Genomic DNA, 18,222 nt, shown 5'->3' on the forward strand with positions numbered 1-18,222 from the left:
ACTCAGCCTATCCGATATATTTGTAGAGATTGTCCAAAATGCCGTGGGTAAAATCCACTAACGTCGTTAATATCCAAGGACCAAACAGCAATAATGCTATAAGAACGATAATGATTTTTGGTACGAAAGCCAGTGTCTGTTCCTGGATTTGTGTTGTCGCTTGAAAAATACTGATGATAAGTCCGACAACCAGTGCGAGAACCAGCATCGGTGCGCTCACCTGGAGCACAATATAAACCGCTTGTCCTGCCAGACCGATAATAAATTCAGCGCTCACGGCGAGTCCCCCTGTATTCGAATTACTTGCCGCTTATTGCTACGTGTTAAAGCTCATCAGCATGGATTTCACGACCAGATACCAGCCGTCTACCAAAACGAAGAGCAAAATCTTGAATGGCAGCGAGATCATGACCGGCGGCAGCATCATCATACCCATGGCCATCAGCACGCTGGCGACCACGATATCGATGACCAGAAACGGAATGAATATCATAAAGCCCATTTGGAAGCCCGTCTTCAGCTCACTAATGGCAAATGCCGGAACCAAAACCGTTAATGGAATATCCTCGTAAGATTCGGGCTTCTCTGCGCCTGTGTAATTCATGAACAACAATAGATCCTTTTCCCGCGTGTGCGCGAACATGAACTTCTTCATTGGATCTTGAGCCTTATCCAGCGCTTCCGCTTGGGTAATCTCACCTTTAAGATAGGGCTGCAGCGCTACATCATTTATCGACGACAACGTTGGAGCCATTACGAATAAGGTAAGGAACAGAGCCAGGCCGATCAACACTTGGTTTGGCGGTGTTTGCTGTGTGCCTAGCGAAGTACGGACAAAGCCAAGCACGATAACAATCCTTGTAAAACTCGTCATCAGCACTAGGATCGCCGGTGCAATGCTAAGAATGGTGATCAGGAGTATCAAGGACAAGGAGCTTGTCCCCGGTGTGTCTCCCTCATTGCCGATTTGAATATCGATGTTTGGAATCGGATCCGCAAATGCCGTATGGGAAAACAGAAATCCAAACAATATGAAAATCGCGATAGCGTACGAGATCTTTTTATTCATGAATCTTTATGATCCTCCCGCAGCAATTCTTCGACCTTTTCTTTCCGGTTCGGTACGCTGCGCAGCTTGGATTCGAACACTTCATGGAAAGAAGATGTATCGTCCAATTCCATTTCTTCCGGTGGTTTACCTTTACGGAGTTTTGCCGCCAGTTTCGTTACAAAAGGCGGCAGTGCCCCATTATGTATTCCAGAATCCTGTTCAAATGCAGCTTGGATAAGCGCAACTTCAGCTGGATCAGAAATTTTGTCCACCAACCGGACGTCTTCGCCAACTCCGATCACATAGATACTGCCCCCAATTTCGACGAGCTGAAGGGATTTGTTAGGGCCCATCCCAACCGCACCCAAAGTACGAATGGAGCGGCCCTGCATCCAGCTCTGATTCTTTCTGCTGAGAAAGCGAATCAGGAACACGATCAACGCAACGATGATGGCAAGTACGATAAAGACATAAAACAACTGTAAATAATACCCGGTAGTACTACTTGAGCCTAATCCATCAGAAGCTGCCATCATCATAAGAAGAATCCTTATACGCCAAGCGTCTTATTGATGGCTTCAATGACTCTGTCCGATTGGAACGGTTTAACGATAAAGTCCTTGGCTCCAGCCTGGATCGCATCAATCACCATCGCTTGCTGGCCCATGGCAGAGCACATAATCACTTTTGCGTTTGCGTCGACTTTTTTAATCTCTTTCAGCGCAGCGATACCATCCATTTCCGGCATCGTAATATCCATCGTAATCAGATCTGGACGAAGTTCTTTAAATTTCTCGATTGCTTGCGCACCGTCCTGTGCCTCTCCCACAACCTCGAATCCGTTCTTGACCAATATGTCACGGATCATCATTCTCATAAATGCAGCATCGTCCACAATCAGAATTCGGTTAGCCATTGATAAAAATCCTCCCTAAAATGTTTGTGCTATTGTAATTTTTGAATCCGGTCCCATTGGCTTACGATATCCGTCACGCGTACACCAAAGTTCTCATCGATGACAACGACCTCGCCTTTGGCGATCAGTTTATGGTTGACAAGGATGTCTACAGGCTCGCCGGCCAGCTTGTCCAGCTCGATGATCGAACCTTGCGACATTTCCAGGATATCCTTAATTTGCTTTTGAGTCCTCCCTAATTCTACGGTGACTTTAAGGGGAATGTCCATCAGTAAGTTCAGATTGTTTTCATCCACCTGGGTGTAAGGCGCCGATTGCAGATTCGCGAACTGTACGGGCTGTACATTCACATTACGATTCGGCATGCCGCCATACTGTTGCGGCTGCGCTTGGTAAGGCATCTGCGGCTGTCCATATGGCATGGATTGCGGGATCGGTCCTCCCTGTCCTTGCACTGGCTGGTTGTAGCCTTGTCCGTAGTCGTATCCTTGGCCCATATCATTGCTATTAACAGGGTTAGCCGGTGCTTGAGCCGGTTCCTGTGTATTAACAGGTGCTTCCACTGCCGGGGCGGCTTCCTGCTTCGCGGGCTGCGGCTCTTCCGTTCCGTTGATCAGCATGTGAACCATATCCTTGGAAAAATGAACGGGAAGCAGCTGCATAATGGTTGAATCAATAAGGTCACCGATAATTAACCGGAATGAAATCTTAATCAGTGTTTCATCCTGCGGAAGGTTGTTGACCCCTTCACCATTCGCCATGTTCAGAATGTCAATGCCTGGCGGCGAGATATTGACAAATCGGTTAAAAATCGTCGACATGCTCGTTGCCGAAGAACCCATCATCTGGTTCATCGCTTCCTGAACGGCACTGATATGAATCTCGTTTAGTTCCTCTTCCACGGGGTTGCCTTCCCCGCCTAACATCAGATCGGCAATGACCTGAGCATCACGTGTTTTAATAACTAGAGAGTTGATTCCTTCAAATCCATCCACATAAGTAACATGTACCGCTACATGCGGCTTCGGAAATTCTTCCTCAAACTCGCTTCGCTTAATGATCGACACTTTCGGTGTCGTGATATCCACTTTTTTGCCCAGCAAGGTAGACAGAGCGGTTGCAGCACTGCCAAAGGTAATGTTACCAATCTCTCCAAGCGCATCCTGCTCTAGAGGTGTTAATACATCATCGACAGTCGCCGCCGAAGGAATTGATGCTGGTGATGCCATTTCCGACTGTTTTAACAAAGCGTCGATTTCTTCCTGGGATAAATAGTCTTTACTCGTCAAATTCTTCAGCTCCTTCGATGACAATTTCATCGATTTGTACAGCAACCCGGTCTTTTATCGTTCCGGGACTGCCAATAAACTTTAATCTGTCCCCAACCTTAATGGAGAGTCCATCATGCATCGGCTTGTTTAATGAGATGACGTCACCGACACTCAGTCCTAAAAATTCGGACACGGTAAGCTGGGAAACGCCAAGCTCGGCAACAATCGGAAGTTTGGCTTTACTTACACGCTGCTTAAGAGCATCTACTTCCTCTGGAACACTCGCTTTTTTCTCCGAGATAAACCATTGATGCGCGGATAGCTTGGACATGATCGGTTCCAGCACCACATGCGGGATACACAGATTAATCATCCCCGTGGTATCGCCGATTTTGGTGCTAAGGGAAATTAGCGCAATGGTTTCGTTTGGAGAAACGATCTGCATAAATTGCGGATTCGTCTCCAATGCTTCAAGGCGCGGCGATATGTCGAGCACCGTTTTCCATGCTTCCTGCAGACTATCGAATGCCCGGCTGAAAATGCGTTCCATGATGATCGTCTCGATTTCGGTCATCGAGCTGATTGAAGAAGGAGCAATGCCCGTTCCTCCCAGCAAACGGTCCAGCATCGCGTAAGCAATGTTCGGATGGACCTCGAGCACCATGCGTCCGACAAGCGGTTCCGCCTCGAATATATTAAGCACTGTCATTTTGGGTATGGAGCGAATAAATTCATCATATGGAAGCTGTTCAACCTGCACCACGTTGATTTGCACAAAAGTACGTAATTGTGCTGAGAAATAAGTGGTCAAATATCGTGCAAAGTTCTCGTGAATGCGGGTCAAGCTCCGAATATGATCCTTGGAAAACCGGAGTGCCCTCTTAAAATCATAAGAACGAATTTTCTTTTGCGTTTCCTCTTTTTTCAGTTCTTCAGCATCCATTTCCCCTGAAGAGAGAGCGGCCAATAAGGCATCGATCTCATTCTGCGATAAAACATCAACCATCTACTCACCCCCTTACAGGTCGTCCGACGAACAGTCTAGATTTCAGTGACGATAACATCTGTCATTTCAATTTGAATTAAACGTCCAGACGTTAACGACTTATTAACCAGATTCACCAGTTTAGCGTTAAATTGTTCGCGCCCCTTCGAATCATTCAGTAATTCGGGCTTCGTATCGGCTAACGTCTTGATAATAATCGGTTTAATCTTGATATTCTTGATTTTTTCGAATTCTTCCTTAGCTTTTTTATCACTAAGCTGAAAAGCAAAGGACATCTGGGCGATATAGTTTGGATCGGCTAAATTCGTCTTGATCCCGGCGATTTCCGATGTCATCGCCACGATCTCATCGGCAGACAACTTGGGTAAGGCCGCCGCATTGGCTGAAGCCTGACTTTTACCGTTATCGCCAAGCAGCTTGTCCGACAATAGGAATATAGCCAGAACAATCAACGTAATGGATAACAGGATCGTAATTAACCAGGGGAGCATCTTTTTCATGAAGGTTCCTCCAATTGCTGCACTTTAATGGTAGCTTGATGAATGCCTACCTCGTGATGATACGCCTTAACGGAAGCGATGATTTCATTTGCACTTTCAAGCACAATCATGCGTTTTCCATTAATCAATGTAATGTAGGTGTCAGGAGTCTCCTCAACCATTTCTATCAACAGCGCGTTAAGCCACAGCTGCGAACCATTTAACCTCGTTACCGATATCATGGACAGCCTCCTTGTTTAATCAGGGAGGGGATTACCCCTCCCTATCCATCCTTATCGTTTCAGATTGACAACTTCTTGAAGCACCTCGTCCGAAGTCGTGATAATCCGGGAGTTGGCTTGGAAGCCCCGCTGAGCGACAATCATTTCCGAAAATTCACCGGTCAGGTCAACGTTGGACATTTCGAGCTGACCTGAAATGATAGCACCGGTTCCTTCTTCGGCATTGTTCGCTTCAAACATAACGGCATCCAGGTCGCCATCAGGGACTGCATTAAGCGTCACGCGATACATATTGCCGCCGATTTTCTCCAGGCCTTCCGGATTCGGAATTTTCGCAACGCCGATGATGGCTCCCTCTTCTGTCGTTCCGTCACTCATCTTCTGAATGATGGCGCCATTCTGCGCAATCGTAAATGCCGTTACATCATCGTCCAACTGGATTGGTTCACCCGCCGAATCAAGAACGAGCATACCATCCGAAGTGACCAGGTTTCGCGCTACGTCTACATGAAAATCACCTGCGCGGGTCAAGAAAGCCATCTCTTGATCCTCGCTAAGCTTCACCATGAAAAACCCGTCGCCGTCAATTCTCAGATCCGTCGGATTGTTAGTTATCATCGCGCTACCTGGCGTATGCAAAGTATCGACCGATCCGATCGATACACCAAGACCGATCTGCTTCGCGTTTACACCACCGGATGGATCGTCGGTTCCCGGCGTAACACCGGACATCGTTTGACTTAGTACGTCTTTAAACATCACTCTTCCCGCTTTAAACCCAACCGTGTTTACGTTGGCAATGTTATTACCAATGACATCAAGCTTGGTTTGGAAACCTCTCATTCCGGAAATACCGGAATACATGGATCTTAACATCGATTTTCCTCCTTTTGTTATGGACCGCTTCTGTCGATCAGCGGCCGCCTGGCTTCCTCACGGGCCAGCCAGATTCATGAAATAATTACTGCACTATCAATTTGCGTAAAAACGTTATCCTTCATCGCGTTGCCATCCATTGCAGTGACCACGGTCCGATTCGGAATATTCACAATGAGAGCCATATCCTTCATCAGAATGAGTGATTCCTTGCTTCCCTTCGCTGCAGCTTTATCCACAGCGCTCTGAATCTGCGCAAGCTGATCACTCTTTAATTCAATGCCGCGCTGCTGAAGTCTCTTCGCCGCATGATTGCTGATTTTTAGAAGATTCTCATTCAAAAGTTCCTGGAACGTCCCGGCGGGTGGATTCGTCTGAGCTTGTGCTGTTTTTCGTTCATTATGAAGTGCTGCGGGATGTATTTTCCCAGGGTATAAATGCCCTATCATCATACGGTCATTCATGACGCTGTTCCCCCAGGCTCTTCTCCCCCTTGTCCGGAATCTCCGGCTTCAGGTTCTGACGGATCGGGATTACCTGTTTCAGGTACGGAAGGATCCGGATGGTTTGTTGCAGGATCTGTCGGACCTGGATTCGATGCTTCTGGATCATTCTCGGTTAAGGCGTTCTCGATTTTCACAATCTGGTCAAGCGATACTTCACTGTCGCCGACTTTCGCATAATGGACGCCTTCACGAACCATGATGGAATCTACGATACCGCTCTTCATGACCGACTCCGAACCATCCTCCGGCTTGAACATCCAGCTGATCTGTTTACCGATCAAACTTGAAGCTGCACCCAGAGACTGACTCATCGCTGTTAATTGAGTGTTGATATTCATCAACTGCTCCAGGGAAGTAAACTGGGCCATTTGGGCAATAAACTCCCGGTCCTGCATCGGCTGAAGCGGATCCTGATGCCTTAATTGCGTAATCAGGATGCTCAAGAACTGGTCTTTTCCAAGCTCCTGGCCGTTTCCGCTTTTACTGCTGACATTCCCTTTAGCATAATTGGGCCACATATTATTCGTAGATACCGGATTTGTTGCCATCCAAGCTCACCTCCTCACTGTTAGGCTTTTGCGGTAAATGTTCCTGCTTGCATCTGTTCATCGTCGGCTTGATGCTCAGCAATCCAATCGTTTAATTCTTCTGTCAAATTTGCTGCCAGCACGGCATCATCGGATGGTCTATCCTTCTCCTTTGAGCGATGCTGTGACTGCTGCTGGCCTGATCCAGGCTGACGGCCGTCTTGATAAAGATTCGCATTGGAAGGCTGGCTGCTCTGCGTAACTTCAATTTTCTCGACCTGCAGTCCCTGTGCAATCAATGCGCTTCGAAGCTGTGCCATTTGCTGGTCAATCAGCTCTTTAGCATCCGTCGACCTTGTCATGAACTGGGCGATTAATTGGCCATTCTGCATCGTAAGTTTGATATCTACTTGACCTAGATGTTCCGGATTCAAGGAGATTCTCGCTTCCGTAAAACCGGTTTGTTTCACGATTTCGAGCTTATTAATAATGAAGGAAGTCATTTCGCTTGCGAAATTCTCAACAGGCACCGGTGGAGCTGCAGGTTTTACTGCAACTTGCGTTCCCGAACGCAGGGCAAGCTGACCGGCAGTGACCGTTCCTTGCTCCAACAGCGAATCTCCTTCGTTCATCACGAACTCGGATGCTGTACCCTCAACGTGGGTACTTGTCGTCAGTGATGACCACTTGGCATTTGCTTGACCCGTTGATTGAGATGAAGCCGACTGTCCCGAGGTATTCGTGGATACGTTAGGCTGAACGGCATCCGGCTGTTTTTGGGTTAGGATGTTATCAAAACTGCCGCTTGTTTTACTCTCCCCGGTCCCTGTTCCTTGACCAAGCAGACTATGGAAAGATTGGACAAGCTGTTTGACTGCAGCTTCGGTATTCAGATCCACCTGACTCGATTTGGATAGCATCGACGCTAGCTGGCTGATCGTATCCTGTACCGCAAATCGAATGGTCTCCGGTCTGGAAGCCAATGGAGACATCGCATTCCCATCCGTGTTTTCATGTGCTTGGGGAGCAGCTCCGCTCAACATAAGATTCGCTTGCGACAGCCAGTTCTGCAGCTCTTGCAATAGGGATGGATCCTCCATTAATGCCTGGTCCATGGTGTCCAGTTCCTGCAGCAAACCTTGAAGCAATTCCATCAAGCCTTCAAGCGATCCATCGGTTTCCGAAGAATACTGCGTTAGCAAGGACTCCAGCTTGGCAGCGACTTCCGTCGAAGAGGTTGAAGCGCTGTTCCCGCTGCTGCTCATCTGGTATGCCAGTGTCGCATCAAAGGAAACACCGGTTGTCGTTTGACCCGCCGCGCTTGTCTTTCCGCTTCCCGAGGGAGTGCTTACGGATGAAGACATGTTTTGTACCGTTATTGTCATCGTCTTATTTCACCTCCTTTCCTGAGGATGGAGATTCATTTCAGAGCTTATTTAGAGCCCATCAGGCGATTCAATATCTTTGCTGCCAGCTCCGCATCTTTTGAAGACATCGCATTTAAAATACGTGAACGAGTAGCATCATCCACTGTATTCAGAATGGTCATGGTCTTAGCGGGGCTGATCTTATACGTCTGCATCAGCAGCTCGGCAGCGTTGGCAGGTGTCATTCCGGCAAAGGTCTGATTCAACTGGTTTTTATCCAGGTTGTCGGATGTCTTCTTCTGCGCCGCTTCCGTTTCGTTCTTCTTGAGCCTGGATTGCAAAGCCGCAATGGCCATATCTTCAGAAGTCTCAGCATCCTTAAGCATCATGGTTGCCTCCGCGGCCGTTTTCGGATCCATTTTCTGCAAAATGGCAACCCGGTTGCTGCTCTTCATCTGGCTAAGCATCAGCACCATTTCTTCCAGCGTAAGGTTTTGCATAATCGGTGCGGCTTTGCTTGGACTCATGTCGGCGTAGAGCTTGGACAGTTCACGAATCTGCTTGGTATACGCGTCCTCCTCTTCTGCCTCACCGCTTGTCGATGTGCTTTGCATCGAATCAATTTGGGTTTCCAGCTCTTTCACCTTGTTTTCCTGCGCCGCTTTTTGCTCCGTTACTTCATTTAATGTTTCTTCGCGTTCCGCAAGCTGCTTCTTGAGTTCAACAATCGTTGCTTCCGCGCTTTCTTCCTGCTGCTTCGCTTCTTTGAGTTTCTGCTCTTCCGGGGTCAGCACCGGATCCGGGACCCAGTTCTTGACGACCGGAATTTTATTGGCTACATCGATTAGTCCATCCCGCACATCGGCTCTAAAAAATACGGCGAGCGCCCCGAGCAGAACGATCGTAAATATAGCAGGTACCAAAATCAACAGTATCCGTTCAAATCCTCCGCCTGATTCTTCCTTATCAAGCGGCATGTCTTTTCGTGCCACTCTCATTCCTCCTTCGCGGTCATAACCCTTCGGTGTTTGCAAACCTTATCGGGCTTTGATCGCAAAACGTACCGTCGCCATTTCGTCCAGCTCGTTTTGTTCCCGAAGGAGACTTTCATGCCGGAACTTTTCTTGGGATTTGTCTCTTGCTTTCAGCCACACTTTTTCGTCAAGCATCTTGTCTGACAATACCTTTTGTTTTTTCGTTACATTGACATGAGCGATCCTTATGTCATCCCGCTTCCGCTCAATGCATTCTTCCAAGTGCTCTGCATATACCTGAATGTTTCGGATCTCAGCGACCGGCACGCACCGCGATGCCGCCTCCTGCTGAGCATGATACATTTGATCCCGCATCTCATACAGCTCATTCAGACTTTTCTCTTCCGCCTGCAGCTTCCCGATGGCACTTGACAGCATCCATTCGGCCTGCGTTTTCTCGTTGCTCTTCAGGTCTACGATTTTCTGGAATGCATAATGAAATTTCATTCTTCAAAGTCATCTCCTTGAAAACTCGGAAATCAAACGTTCCTGAACCTCATTCAATGTTGTCTTCTCATTCACTTTTTGCTTCGTAAAATCCCATATTCGCCCGATATATTCAATCGACTCATCGATATCGGCATTCGAGCCCTGTTGATATGCCCCAATATTAATCAAATCCTCCGAGTCCTTATATATCGCCATCAGTCGCTTTACGTTCTCGGAAGCATCGATTTGTTCCTCTGGAGAAATATCTTTCATCACCCGGCTAATGCTAGCCAGCACATCGATAGCCGGAAAATGCCCTTTGTTTGCGATATTTCGGTTTAGAACGATATGACCATCGAGTATCCCCCTGACCGCATCCGCGATCGGTTCATTCATGTCGTCACCGTCTACCAGCACCGTGTAAAAAGCTGTAATCGAGCCCGTTGGCCCTGTGCCTGCGCGTTCCAGAAGCTTCGGCAGACTAGCAAAAACAGACGGAGTATAACCGCGCATGGCCGGCGGTTCTCCTACGGCAAGCCCTACTTCTCGCTGCGCCATCGCATAGCGGGTAACGGAATCCATCATCAGCATCACATTCAGGCCGCGATCCCGGAAATACTCAGCGATCGTTGTAGCGATCAAGGCCCCCTTAATACGGATGAGTGCCGGTTGATCCGAGGTCGCGACAATCACGACGGACCTCTTTAACCCTTCGGGACCCAAGTCCCGTTCAATGAAGTCCAGCACCTCTCGTCCACGTTCCCCGATCAAGGCAATGACATTGACGTCGGCAGAAGTGTTTCTGGCGATCATTCCCATCAGGGTACTCTTCCCGACACCAGATCCGGCGAATATACCGACCCGCTGGCCTTTGCCGATGGAGAGCAATCCGTCAATCGCGCGGACGCCGATGCTGATCGGCTCCTGAACCCTCGGCCTATTCAGCGGGTTCTGTGGAACATTATGGGTTGAATAATGCGGCATACGCGCCGGAATGATAGATCCGTCCAGCGGTTGCCCCAATCCGTCCAGCACTTTGCCAAGCAGTTCCGAACCTACCTGAACGCTCAGCGGTTTGCCGGTCCCGACTACATCACAGCCGGGTCCGATGGAGTGAAGCTCGCCAAGAGGCATCAGCAACACTTTGTTGTCTCTGAAACCCACGACTTCCGCCTTGAGCGGCTTGGACTGCTTCGTGGGATAGATATAACAAACATCGCCGATGCTCGCATCCGGTCCCTCGGACTCCACCATCAGTCCGATTACCTGTGTAACTTTGCCGTTGATGCGAACGGGGTCCAGATGTTTCAGATGATCCAAGTACCGTGCGCTATTCAGCTTCTTCATCTTGATTTCTCCGTTCCTCGTCATCAAGAGCGAACCGCACGAGTTCTTTTTTGATCTCGGATAGCTGTGTATCGATGCGGGCATCCACGCTTCCGAAGGAAGACCGGATCACGCAGCCGTGATCCTTAACCGTGGAATCCGGCAAAATTTGAAGTTCGGCCTGGGAATCGATCGATAATCCCAGCTCTTCCCGTGCCGCGTATACAAATTCAAATTGTTCAGGAGCAACGCAGAGGGAGATGACTCCTTTTTCCCGTTTGCGTGCCAGATTCTTTCGAATCAGCTCCAGCGTGAAATCAGGTTCAATCGTAAGCTGACGATCCAGTACTTTCTCCGCTATGCTGCAGCTGAGCTCCACCAAAAACGGCTCCGCTTCCTGAATCAAATCATCCTTCGCTTGATGGGCCAGCTGAAGCAATTCACTCGCTTGTAATGTCGCTTGCTCCATCAGTTCCTTCATTTCAAGTTCTGCCTTGGCCGAGCCCTCGGCGTATCCTTGGTTAAATCCTTCCATCTTCAGCGTTTCGGACAAATCCTCGTCCTGAAGCCTTCTTTCGGTCCACCACGCTTCAATCTGCTGCTGTGCTTCAGTCAACAGCCGCTCCGCCTCTTCCGAAGCCTCACGGATTTGTCGTTCGGCAAACTCCTGAGCATCCTTCAGCATCTCGTGCTTTAAGCGTTCAGCTTCAGCCAGCGTCTGTACGACGGCCGGCTCGGCAGTCGGCGGAGTATATTCCTCTACCGTTTCCTGGGTCGGTGAAGCGTAACGACGAGCAAGATCCAACTCTTTCAACACATCCATCGGTTTATAGTGGGACGATTTGATCAAGTTAGACAATGATGTCATCTCCTCCGCCACGGGCAATAATGACCTCGCCCGCTTCTTCGAGTCTTCGGATCGTGCTTACAATCCGAGTCTGAGCTTCCTCTACATCACGCAGCCGCACCGGTCCCATGTATTCCATTTCTTCACGGAAGGTTTCCGCCATACGCTTGGACATGTTGCGGAAAATGACATCCCGTACCTCTTCGCTTGCCACCTTGAGTGCAAGCTGTAAATCGGCGTTCTCGACATCGCGGATAATACGCTGTATCGAACGGTTGTCCACGTTGACGATATCTTCGAATACGAACATCCGCTTCTTGATTTCTTCAGCGAGCTCGGGATCCTGGATTTCCAGGGAGTCGAGGATCGTTCGTTCCGTTCCGCGGTCCACACCATTCAGAATTTGCACGATGGATTCAATGCCACCCGCACTGGTGTAATCCTGGGTAACCGTCGCCGACAGCTTCTGTTCCAGCACGCGCTCCACCTGGGCAATGACTTCCGGTGAAGTACTGTCCATGACTGCAACCCTACGAGCTACTTCGGCCTGCTTCTCTTGCGGAAGCGAAGAGAGGATCGCGGATGCCTGCTCGTATTGAAGATATGACAAGACAAGTGCAATGGTCTGCGCATTTTCGTTCTGGATAAAGTTCAGAATTTGGCTTGGGTCCGCTTTGCGGGCAAAGTCAAACGGTCTTACTTGAAGCGTTGCCGTCAGTCTGTTGATCACTTCCATCGCTTTTTGCTGTCCAAGCGCCTTCTCCAAAATCTCTTTGGCGTAATTAATACCGCCTTGGGAGATGTATTCCTGAGCCAGACAAATTTGATGGAATTCCTGAATAATGCTATCTTTCTCATCACTGTCGACTTTGCGAACATTCGCAATCTCCAGCGTTAATTGTTCAATTTCTTCATCTCGAAGATGCTTAAATATTTGAGCAGACACTTCCGGGCCAAGTGTAATGAGCAGTATAGCCGCTTTTTGACGTCCGCTTAACAGTTGGTTATTTCCCTTAGCCAATGCTTCCACCTCTATTCCTCAGCTAGCCATGTGCGAAGTAAATTCACGAATTCATCTGGCTTCTTCTTCGCCAAGGTTTCGAGCTGCTTACGAACCTGGCTTTCATTGGTTATACTTTCGAGATTAATCGATGGGAATTCCGTAACCGGCGGAAGTTGAATGTCATCTTCAAATTCTTCCTGCTGCTGTCTGCGTCTGCGGATAATGAAATAGGTTCCTCCGGCAATTAACGCCAACGCAGCGATACCAATTCCCCATAATACAGGCTGTGAAAATACGGTTTTCGGGTTTTCATCCGCATTTACATTAAATACCTGTGAAATAACCGAAACTTTTTTGGACAAATCAGCGTCTGTATAAGTAGAGCCTGTATCCGAGAGCGATGCTCGTACGATATTAACCAGAATGTTCTGTATTGCCGTTCTTGTTGCGTCATCCAAAGTTTGTTGTCCGGCAGGTGGTTCAACCGAGACATTAATGGTTAAATCTTTAACAGTATATGGACTTGCTATGATATCCTTCGTAATCCGGTTAACTTCATAGTTAACGGTTTTGGAGAGCTCTTCCGAATTCGTTTCCCCGCTTCCAGAATCGCTTGGATATCCCGGAACAGCTTCTTCGCCTACACCGGCCACTCCGCCGGTTGGACTACTGGTTCCCGAATAGTTCTTCTGGATCTCCTGAACACTGAGCTCAATCCCCTTCATTTCTTCTTCATCAACAGGGGTTACGATGTTTTCCTTGCTTTGCACCTGATCAAAGTTCAGTTTGGAAGCAACCAGAACATTGACTTTATTCGATCCCATGTATTGCGAGAGGAACTGCTGAACATTTTGCCTAACGTCGCTTTCGAATTTTTTCTGAAGCGCGAAGTTTTCTTCCACCTTACCAATCAATCCGCCTTGACCGCCTTTAGCTGTTGCGAGCAGCTCGACTTCGTCATTGGTGATTGTAATGTTCTCAACCGGTAAGTTCGGAATGGCCGTCATCACGAGGTTGTAATACCCGTCAATGACTTCTTGATTAGGACGATAGCCCGGTTTGAATTGCACAACTACAGAAGCGCTGGCTTGATCTTCGTTTCCGTTTTTTGCAAATACACTTTCTTTAGGCAGATTTAATAATACCGTTGCATCTTGAACGCCCTGCATCTTCTCAAGCAGTCGTTCTACTTCGCCATTCAGTGCATTTACATATTTCACTTCGAATTCGTTATCTGTCATCCCGATGGCTGATGCGTTCTTCTCGAAGGTTTCGAATCCGATCGTACCATTCTGTACAAGTCCTTGAGACCCTACATCAATCTGGACTTTAGCTGCGCTCGTACTCGGAACCAGGATGCTTCTGCCATCCTCGCTCAGCTTGTAGGAAATCCCTTGGGTCTCCAGGTGGCTGATGATTCCTGCGGCGTCGCTGGAATTTAGATCCCGGAATGCTACTTCGTACTTCGTCTTAGAGAACTGCATCGTTAGTACGATTAGAGCAATCAAAACAAATGCTATTGTAGCGATTAACATTATTTTTTGTTTGTTGCTGAATTGGTTCCAATACTGGGTCATTCTCTCCCGATATTGGGTAATTCTCTCGTTCACATTGTCACCCCATCCGAAACTTTGCTAGAAACATTTAGATTTGCGTGCGCATGATCTCTTGATAGGCTTCTACCACTTTGTTTCGGACCTGTGTTGTGAGCTGAATGCTCAACAGAGCCTGTTGGGCGGATATCATCGCCTGATCTACGTTTACTTGTCCAATCATTAATTTATCGCTCATGACATGTGCATTTTGTTCCTGTGCTGCCACAGAGTTCAGTGCTTCATTCAGGTAAGAGCCAAAATCGCGAATCGATTCGGATGGAGTCGCTCCATTTTTCACTTGCTCCTGCATTTGAAGCGGCTGTACGCCCTGAACACTGAACATTGCATTTTGAATCATCTCTCTCTCCTCCTACAATATGGGCTTATGTATTTACCGCTGTGCTATCTACCGATCTCCAACGCCTTCATAATCATCGCTTTCGAAGCATTTATCGCAGTAACGTTAGCTTCGTAAGAACGGGTAGCTGCCAGCATATCCACCATTTCCTTCGTAATGTCCACGTTAGGCATAAAGACATAGCCTTCCGCATTCGCATCCGGATGTGTAGGGTTATATACCTGTTTCAGCGGGGTTTGATCTTCCCGTACCTGCGCAACCTTTACCCCTTGTCCCACATTCTGACCATTCATCTGAGCTCTGAGAAGCCCTTCAAATGATTCTTGCTGCGGCTGTAACACAACCGTTTTTCGACGATACGGTACGGCTTGGCCGTTCTCGATTCGCGCGCGAGTAGTTTCCGCATTGGCAATGTTGGAGGATATGACATCCATTCGAAGCCGTTGTGCTGTTAGAGCTGATGCATTAATACCGAAGCTATTGCTAATATTCATGAACCCTATCTCCCTTCAATAGCTGTACGCATCATTCGAATCTGCTCATTGACAGCTTGTATGTATGAATTATAACGGAGCTGATTCTCTGCAAGCAGCGACATTTCTCTGTCTGCATCGACATTATTCTGGTTGTTATTCATGGAGCTGCTGCCATCCTTCATGACCGAAGCCTCAGGAATCCCCCCGGTTGAACCAATGACAAAATGCCTGGGATCCGTTCTTCTGCCCTGAAGCGACAATTGGGCCCCATCCATTTCTTTTTTCAGAAGACTCTCAAAGGATACCTCGGATCTCTTAAAATGAGGAGTATCCACGTTGGCGATGTTGTTTGCAATCACATTGTTTCTGAGATTCGCTGCATCCAAACCGCTTTGAAGCCGTTGAAAAGAACTATTGTTCAACAGATTCACTAGCTCATTCCTCCTGACTGGACTTTGCAGAAAGGTATTCCACTCTTCCTAGCTAAATCCTCTTTTTTCGACAAATCATATAATCCGTATGAACTAACCTAGGTCTTAAGTAGAAAAAGACAACATGATGTCACATAAACTAAGTTTCTTAAAGATTGGGACTTTTTACAATAAGAAAAAAGCCCTATCTTTTACCAAAAAGAAGGGCTTTGTGTTCATTTTTATCCGGTTTTTTTCTATATTATTGCAAATCGTATCACTAAATCTGTAAAATTTAAGCGATTTTTCCCGAAGGGTAGGTCCTGATAGGGACCATAAAATTCACAAAAAATTACGAAATCCGTCCCGATCCCTTCCAACATGCGAAAGCGCTTCGACAACTTGCTGCAAGGGTCGGGATGAATATCGACAATTATTTCCTTTCGCATACCCCGGCAGATAGACCTATATGGATGCAACTACAGAATATACTGGCTCAGGTCCCGGTCCTGGGCGATCCCGGCCAGTTTCTCCCGGACATACTGCGGCGTGATCACCATGCGATCCAGCGTCAACTCAGGCGCTTCAAATGACAGGTCTTCGAGGAGCTTCTCCAATATCGTATGAAGTCTCCGCGCACCTATATTCTCCGTGTTCTGGTTAACCGAAGCAGCAATTTGGGCGATCTCCCGTATCGCTTCCGGAGAAAACTCAACCTCAAGATCTTCAGTACGCAGCAGATTGACGTATTGCTTGGTCAGCGCATTTTTCGGCTCGGTCAAAATGGATACAAAATCGTCGAGTGACAAGCTGCTGAGCTCCACCCGAATCGGAAAACGCCCCTGAAGCTCGGGAATCAAATCCGATGGCTTCGCAATATGAAAAGCACCTGCAGCGATGAAAAGGACAAAATCCGTTTTGACCGGCCCATATTTGGTCATAATGGTTGAGCCTTCCACGATAGGCAAAATATCGCGCTGCACGCCTTCTCTGGACACATCCGGACCCGATTGACGGCCCTGGCTGGCAACCTTGTCGATCTCGTCGATAAAGATAATGCCGGATTGCTCTGCCCGACGAATGGACTCCTGAATGACATCATCCATATCGATGAGCTTGCCCGCTTCCTCTTGCGTCAGCACTTTCCTGGCTTCCTTGACGGACAGCTTGCGGCGCTTTGTGCGCTTTGGCATCAGGTTGCCGAACATTTCCTGCATGTTCATACCCATTTGATCATTGCCCTGCCCCGCAAACATATCAAACATGTTCGGAGCAGCATCCTCAACATCAATCTCAATCGTTTCGTCTTCAAGCTTACCGGACAGCAGGTTAAAGCGCACCTGTCTCCGTTTCTCTTTGAGACTAACGTCCTTTTCGTCCGCATCCTCATCTTCGGCCTGGGTCTCGTTATTAGAACCGCCAAACAGCATCTCAAAGGGATTTCGCTGGCTCTTCTGGCCTTTGGTTGAAGGCGCCAACAGCTGAACGATCCGCTCGTTCGCCATTTCCTCGGCTTTGTCCTTTACCTTCTCGGTACGTTCCAGCTTCACCATCCGGATCGCGGTTTCCACCAGATCCCGGACCATGGATTCCACATCACGGCCGACATATCCAACCTCGGTAAACTTTGTCGCCTCGACCTTGACGAACGGTGCATGGACCAGCTTGGCAAGCCTTCTCGCAATCTCCGTTTTGCCGACACCGGTAGGACCGATCATCAGAATGTTCTTCGGTACGATTTCATCCCGCTCGTCATCCGTAAGCAAACTCCGGCGATAGCGGTTCCGAAGTGCTACAGCGACCGATTTTTTAGCGTCCTTTTGGCCTACGATGTATTTATCCAGCTCGGATACAATCTGTCTTGGCGTCATCGATTCTTTACTCATCGCGAATACCTCCACCCCTGATATGGCTATATGTTGCTGTATGGCATCCTTACAGCTCTTCGACAATAATATTGCTGTTGGTATAGACACACACCTCAGAAGCGATCTGAAGCGCTTCTCTGGCTATGTCTTTCGCTTCCATATGTCCGGCATGACGCTTAAGCGCCCGACCTGCCGACAAGGCAAAATTGCCGCCTGACCCAATGGCCAGCACATCATCATCGGGCTCGATGATTTCGCCGCCGCCTGAAATCAGCAGCATCCCTGTTTTATCCATAACAATCATCAAAGCTTCAAGTTTGCGAAGCACGCGGTCTTGACGCCAGTCCTTCGCGAGCTCAACAGCGGCACGCTGCAGGTTGCCATGGTGTTCTTCCAGCTTGCCTTCGAATTTCTCAAATAACGTGATTGCATCCGCCACAGAACCGGCAAAACCGGCGACAACTTGTCCCCGGTAAAGACGGCGCACTTTCTTGGCGGTCTGCTTCATCACTACACTTTCACCAAATGTAACTTGGCCATCGCCGGCAATAGCTGCTGTGCCATTATGCCGTACCGCGCAAATCGTAGTGGCGTGAAAAGTCATTTCCATGATGGCAAGACCTCCCTAAGAAAAT

At 48.2% G+C, this 18,222-nt stretch carries 23 protein-coding genes; all 23 read right to left on the reverse strand.

The features are described 5' to 3' along the window. Positions 1-7: 7 nt before the first annotated feature. On the reverse strand, positions 8-277 hold the full coding sequence (gene fliQ, locus PAEVO_RS13830; RefSeq protein WP_100538064.1) for a flagellar biosynthesis protein FliQ: 270 nt from the start codon (positions 275-277) through the stop codon (positions 8-10). A gap of 39 nt (positions 278-316) precedes the next feature. Further along, the gene (gene fliP / locus PAEVO_RS13835) at positions 317-1,069 is read right to left on the reverse strand and encodes a flagellar type III secretion system pore protein FliP (protein WP_100538065.1); all 753 of its coding nucleotides are present in this window, start codon (positions 1,067-1,069) and stop codon (positions 317-319) included. Further along, complete coding sequence (locus tag PAEVO_RS13840) at positions 1,066-1,590, reverse strand: FliO/MopB family protein (protein ID WP_100538066.1); 525 nt, start codon at positions 1,588-1,590, stop codon at positions 1,066-1,068. The genes fliP and PAEVO_RS13840 overlap by 4 nt, the downstream gene beginning before the upstream one ends. 11 nt (positions 1,591-1,601) lie before the next feature. Beyond that, positions 1,602-1,967, reverse strand: coding sequence for a response regulator (locus PAEVO_RS13845; protein ID WP_006211317.1), 366 nt, complete (start codon positions 1,965-1,967; stop codon positions 1,602-1,604). 29 nt (positions 1,968-1,996) lie between these two features. Further along, positions 1,997-3,256 (reverse strand): flagellar motor switch phosphatase FliY, encoded by a 1,260-nt coding sequence (fliY, locus tag PAEVO_RS13850; RefSeq protein WP_100538067.1) that lies wholly within the window; start codon positions 3,254-3,256, stop codon positions 1,997-1,999. Continuing rightward, positions 3,246-4,244, reverse strand: coding sequence for a flagellar motor switch protein FliM (gene fliM, locus PAEVO_RS13855; protein WP_100538068.1), 999 nt, complete (start codon positions 4,242-4,244; stop codon positions 3,246-3,248). The genes fliY and fliM overlap by 11 nt, the downstream gene beginning before the upstream one ends. A gap of 35 nt (positions 4,245-4,279) precedes the next feature. Further along, positions 4,280-4,744 carry a flagellar basal body-associated FliL family protein gene (locus PAEVO_RS13860; protein WP_100538069.1) on the reverse strand — a complete coding sequence of 155 codons (465 nt, stop codon included), beginning with the start codon at positions 4,742-4,744 and terminating at the stop codon, positions 4,280-4,282. Continuing rightward, positions 4,741-4,965 (reverse strand): flagellar FlbD family protein, encoded by a 225-nt coding sequence (locus PAEVO_RS13865; protein WP_009594749.1) that lies wholly within the window; start codon positions 4,963-4,965, stop codon positions 4,741-4,743. Before PAEVO_RS13865 ends, PAEVO_RS13860 begins: the two co-directional genes overlap by 4 nt. 51 nt (positions 4,966-5,016) lie before the next feature. Beyond that, positions 5,017-5,841, reverse strand: a complete 825-nt coding sequence (locus tag PAEVO_RS13870; RefSeq protein WP_100538070.1) for a flagellar hook-basal body complex protein — start codon at positions 5,839-5,841, stop codon at positions 5,017-5,019. Between the two features lie 74 nt (positions 5,842-5,915). Further along, entirely contained in the window at positions 5,916-6,305 is a 390-nt protein-coding gene (locus PAEVO_RS13875; RefSeq protein ID WP_100538071.1) for a TIGR02530 family flagellar biosynthesis protein, read from the reverse strand. After that, positions 6,302-6,895 carry a flagellar hook capping FlgD N-terminal domain-containing protein gene (locus tag PAEVO_RS13880; RefSeq protein WP_100538072.1) on the reverse strand — a complete coding sequence of 198 codons (594 nt, stop codon included), beginning with the start codon at positions 6,893-6,895 and terminating at the stop codon, positions 6,302-6,304. Before PAEVO_RS13880 ends, PAEVO_RS13875 begins: the two co-directional genes overlap by 4 nt. Positions 6,896-6,915: 20 nt before the next feature. Further along, on the reverse strand, positions 6,916-8,259 hold the full coding sequence (locus PAEVO_RS13885; RefSeq protein ID WP_100538073.1) for a flagellar hook-length control protein FliK: 1,344 nt from the start codon (positions 8,257-8,259) through the stop codon (positions 6,916-6,918). 47 nt (positions 8,260-8,306) lie between these two features. Continuing rightward, a complete protein-coding gene (locus PAEVO_RS13890; protein ID WP_165789720.1) occupies positions 8,307-9,239 on the reverse strand; it encodes a MotE family protein in 933 nt (310 codons plus the stop codon). Between the two features lie 39 nt (positions 9,240-9,278). Beyond that, entirely contained in the window at positions 9,279-9,722 is a 444-nt protein-coding gene (gene fliJ / locus PAEVO_RS13895; RefSeq protein ID WP_100538075.1) for a flagellar export protein FliJ, read from the reverse strand. A 9-nt stretch (positions 9,723-9,731) separates the two neighbouring features. Then, positions 9,732-11,051 (reverse strand): flagellar protein export ATPase FliI, encoded by a 1,320-nt coding sequence (gene fliI, locus PAEVO_RS13900; RefSeq protein ID WP_100538076.1) that lies wholly within the window; start codon positions 11,049-11,051, stop codon positions 9,732-9,734. Next, the gene (locus PAEVO_RS13905) at positions 11,035-11,889 is read right to left on the reverse strand and encodes a FliH/SctL family protein (RefSeq protein WP_100538077.1); all 855 of its coding nucleotides are present in this window, start codon (positions 11,887-11,889) and stop codon (positions 11,035-11,037) included. The genes fliI and PAEVO_RS13905 overlap by 17 nt, the downstream gene beginning before the upstream one ends. Further along, positions 11,882-12,898 carry a flagellar motor switch protein FliG gene (fliG, locus tag PAEVO_RS13910; RefSeq protein WP_100539452.1) on the reverse strand — a complete coding sequence of 339 codons (1,017 nt, stop codon included), beginning with the start codon at positions 12,896-12,898 and terminating at the stop codon, positions 11,882-11,884. Before fliG ends, PAEVO_RS13905 begins: the two co-directional genes overlap by 8 nt. Positions 12,899-12,909: 11 nt before the next feature. Continuing rightward, entirely contained in the window at positions 12,910-14,490 is a 1,581-nt protein-coding gene (fliF, locus tag PAEVO_RS13915; protein WP_100538078.1) for a flagellar basal-body MS-ring/collar protein FliF, read from the reverse strand. A gap of 34 nt (positions 14,491-14,524) precedes the next feature. Then, a complete protein-coding gene (fliE, locus tag PAEVO_RS13920; RefSeq protein WP_009594713.1) occupies positions 14,525-14,833 on the reverse strand; it encodes a flagellar hook-basal body complex protein FliE in 309 nt (102 codons plus the stop codon). 44 nt (positions 14,834-14,877) lie between these two features. Further along, complete coding sequence (flgC, locus tag PAEVO_RS13925) at positions 14,878-15,327, reverse strand: flagellar basal body rod protein FlgC (protein WP_100538079.1); 450 nt, start codon at positions 15,325-15,327, stop codon at positions 14,878-14,880. A gap of 5 nt (positions 15,328-15,332) precedes the next feature. Then, the gene (gene flgB, locus PAEVO_RS13930; protein WP_071220075.1) at positions 15,333-15,740 is read right to left on the reverse strand and encodes a flagellar basal body rod protein FlgB; all 408 of its coding nucleotides are present in this window, start codon (positions 15,738-15,740) and stop codon (positions 15,333-15,335) included. Positions 15,741-16,198: 458 nt separating this feature from the next. Beyond that, entirely contained in the window at positions 16,199-17,605 is a 1,407-nt protein-coding gene (hslU, locus tag PAEVO_RS13935; protein WP_100538080.1) for an ATP-dependent protease ATPase subunit HslU, read from the reverse strand. 49 nt (positions 17,606-17,654) lie between these two features. After that, complete coding sequence (gene hslV / locus PAEVO_RS13940) at positions 17,655-18,197, reverse strand: ATP-dependent protease subunit HslV (RefSeq protein WP_006211334.1); 543 nt, start codon at positions 18,195-18,197, stop codon at positions 17,655-17,657. Between the last annotated feature and the right edge of the window lie 25 nt (positions 18,198-18,222).

It is taken from the genome of Paenibacillus sp. GM2FR, from assembly GCF_002803325.1.
GTDB classification, from domain to species: domain Bacteria; phylum Bacillota; class Bacilli; order Paenibacillales; family Paenibacillaceae; genus Paenibacillus_AQ; species Paenibacillus_AQ lautus.

Bases quoted from the DNA above. Each gene is read 5' to 3' on its own strand.
- fliP (WP_100538065.1), bottom strand. From the start codon at position 1,069: ATGAATAAAAAGATCTCGTACGCTATCGCGATTTTCATATTGTTTGGA.
- PAEVO_RS13840 (WP_100538066.1), bottom strand. From the start codon at position 1,590: ATGATGATGGCAGCTTCTGATGGATTAGGCTCAAGTAGTACTACCGGG.
- PAEVO_RS13845 (WP_006211317.1), bottom strand. From the start codon at position 1,967: ATGGCTAACCGAATTCTGATTGTGGACGATGCTGCATTTATGAGAATG.
- fliM (WP_100538068.1), bottom strand. From the start codon at position 4,244: ATGGTTGATGTTTTATCGCAGAATGAGATCGATGCCTTATTGGCCGCT.
- PAEVO_RS13860 (WP_100538069.1), bottom strand. From the start codon at position 4,744: ATGAAAAAGATGCTCCCCTGGTTAATTACGATCCTGTTATCCATTACG.
- PAEVO_RS13865 (WP_009594749.1), bottom strand. From the start codon at position 4,965: ATGATATCGGTAACGAGGTTAAATGGTTCGCAGCTGTGGCTTAACGCG.
- PAEVO_RS13870 (WP_100538070.1), bottom strand. From the start codon at position 5,841: ATGTTAAGATCCATGTATTCCGGTATTTCCGGAATGAGAGGTTTCCAA.
- PAEVO_RS13875 (WP_100538071.1), bottom strand. From the start codon at position 6,305: ATGAATGACCGTATGATGATAGGGCATTTATACCCTGGGAAAATACAT.
- PAEVO_RS13880 (WP_100538072.1), bottom strand. From the start codon at position 6,895: ATGGCAACAAATCCGGTATCTACGAATAATATGTGGCCCAATTATGCT.
- PAEVO_RS13885 (WP_100538073.1), bottom strand. From the start codon at position 8,259: ATGACAATAACGGTACAAAACATGTCTTCATCCGTAAGCACTCCCTCG.
- PAEVO_RS13890 (WP_165789720.1), bottom strand. From the start codon at position 9,239: ATGAGAGTGGCACGAAAAGACATGCCGCTTGATAAGGAAGAATCAGGC.
- fliJ (WP_100538075.1), bottom strand. From the start codon at position 9,722: ATGAAATTTCATTATGCATTCCAGAAAATCGTAGACCTGAAGAGCAAC.
- fliI (WP_100538076.1), bottom strand. From the start codon at position 11,051: ATGAAGAAGCTGAATAGCGCACGGTACTTGGATCATCTGAAACATCTG.
- fliE (WP_009594713.1), bottom strand. From the start codon at position 14,833: ATGATTCAAAATGCAATGTTCAGTGTTCAGGGCGTACAGCCGCTTCAA.
- flgC (WP_100538079.1), bottom strand. From the start codon at position 15,327: ATGAATATTAGCAATAGCTTCGGTATTAATGCATCAGCTCTAACAGCA.
- hslU (WP_100538080.1), bottom strand. From the start codon at position 17,605: ATGAGTAAAGAATCGATGACGCCAAGACAGATTGTATCCGAGCTGGAT.
- hslV (WP_006211334.1), bottom strand. From the start codon at position 18,197: ATGGAAATGACTTTTCACGCCACTACGATTTGCGCGGTACGGCATAAT.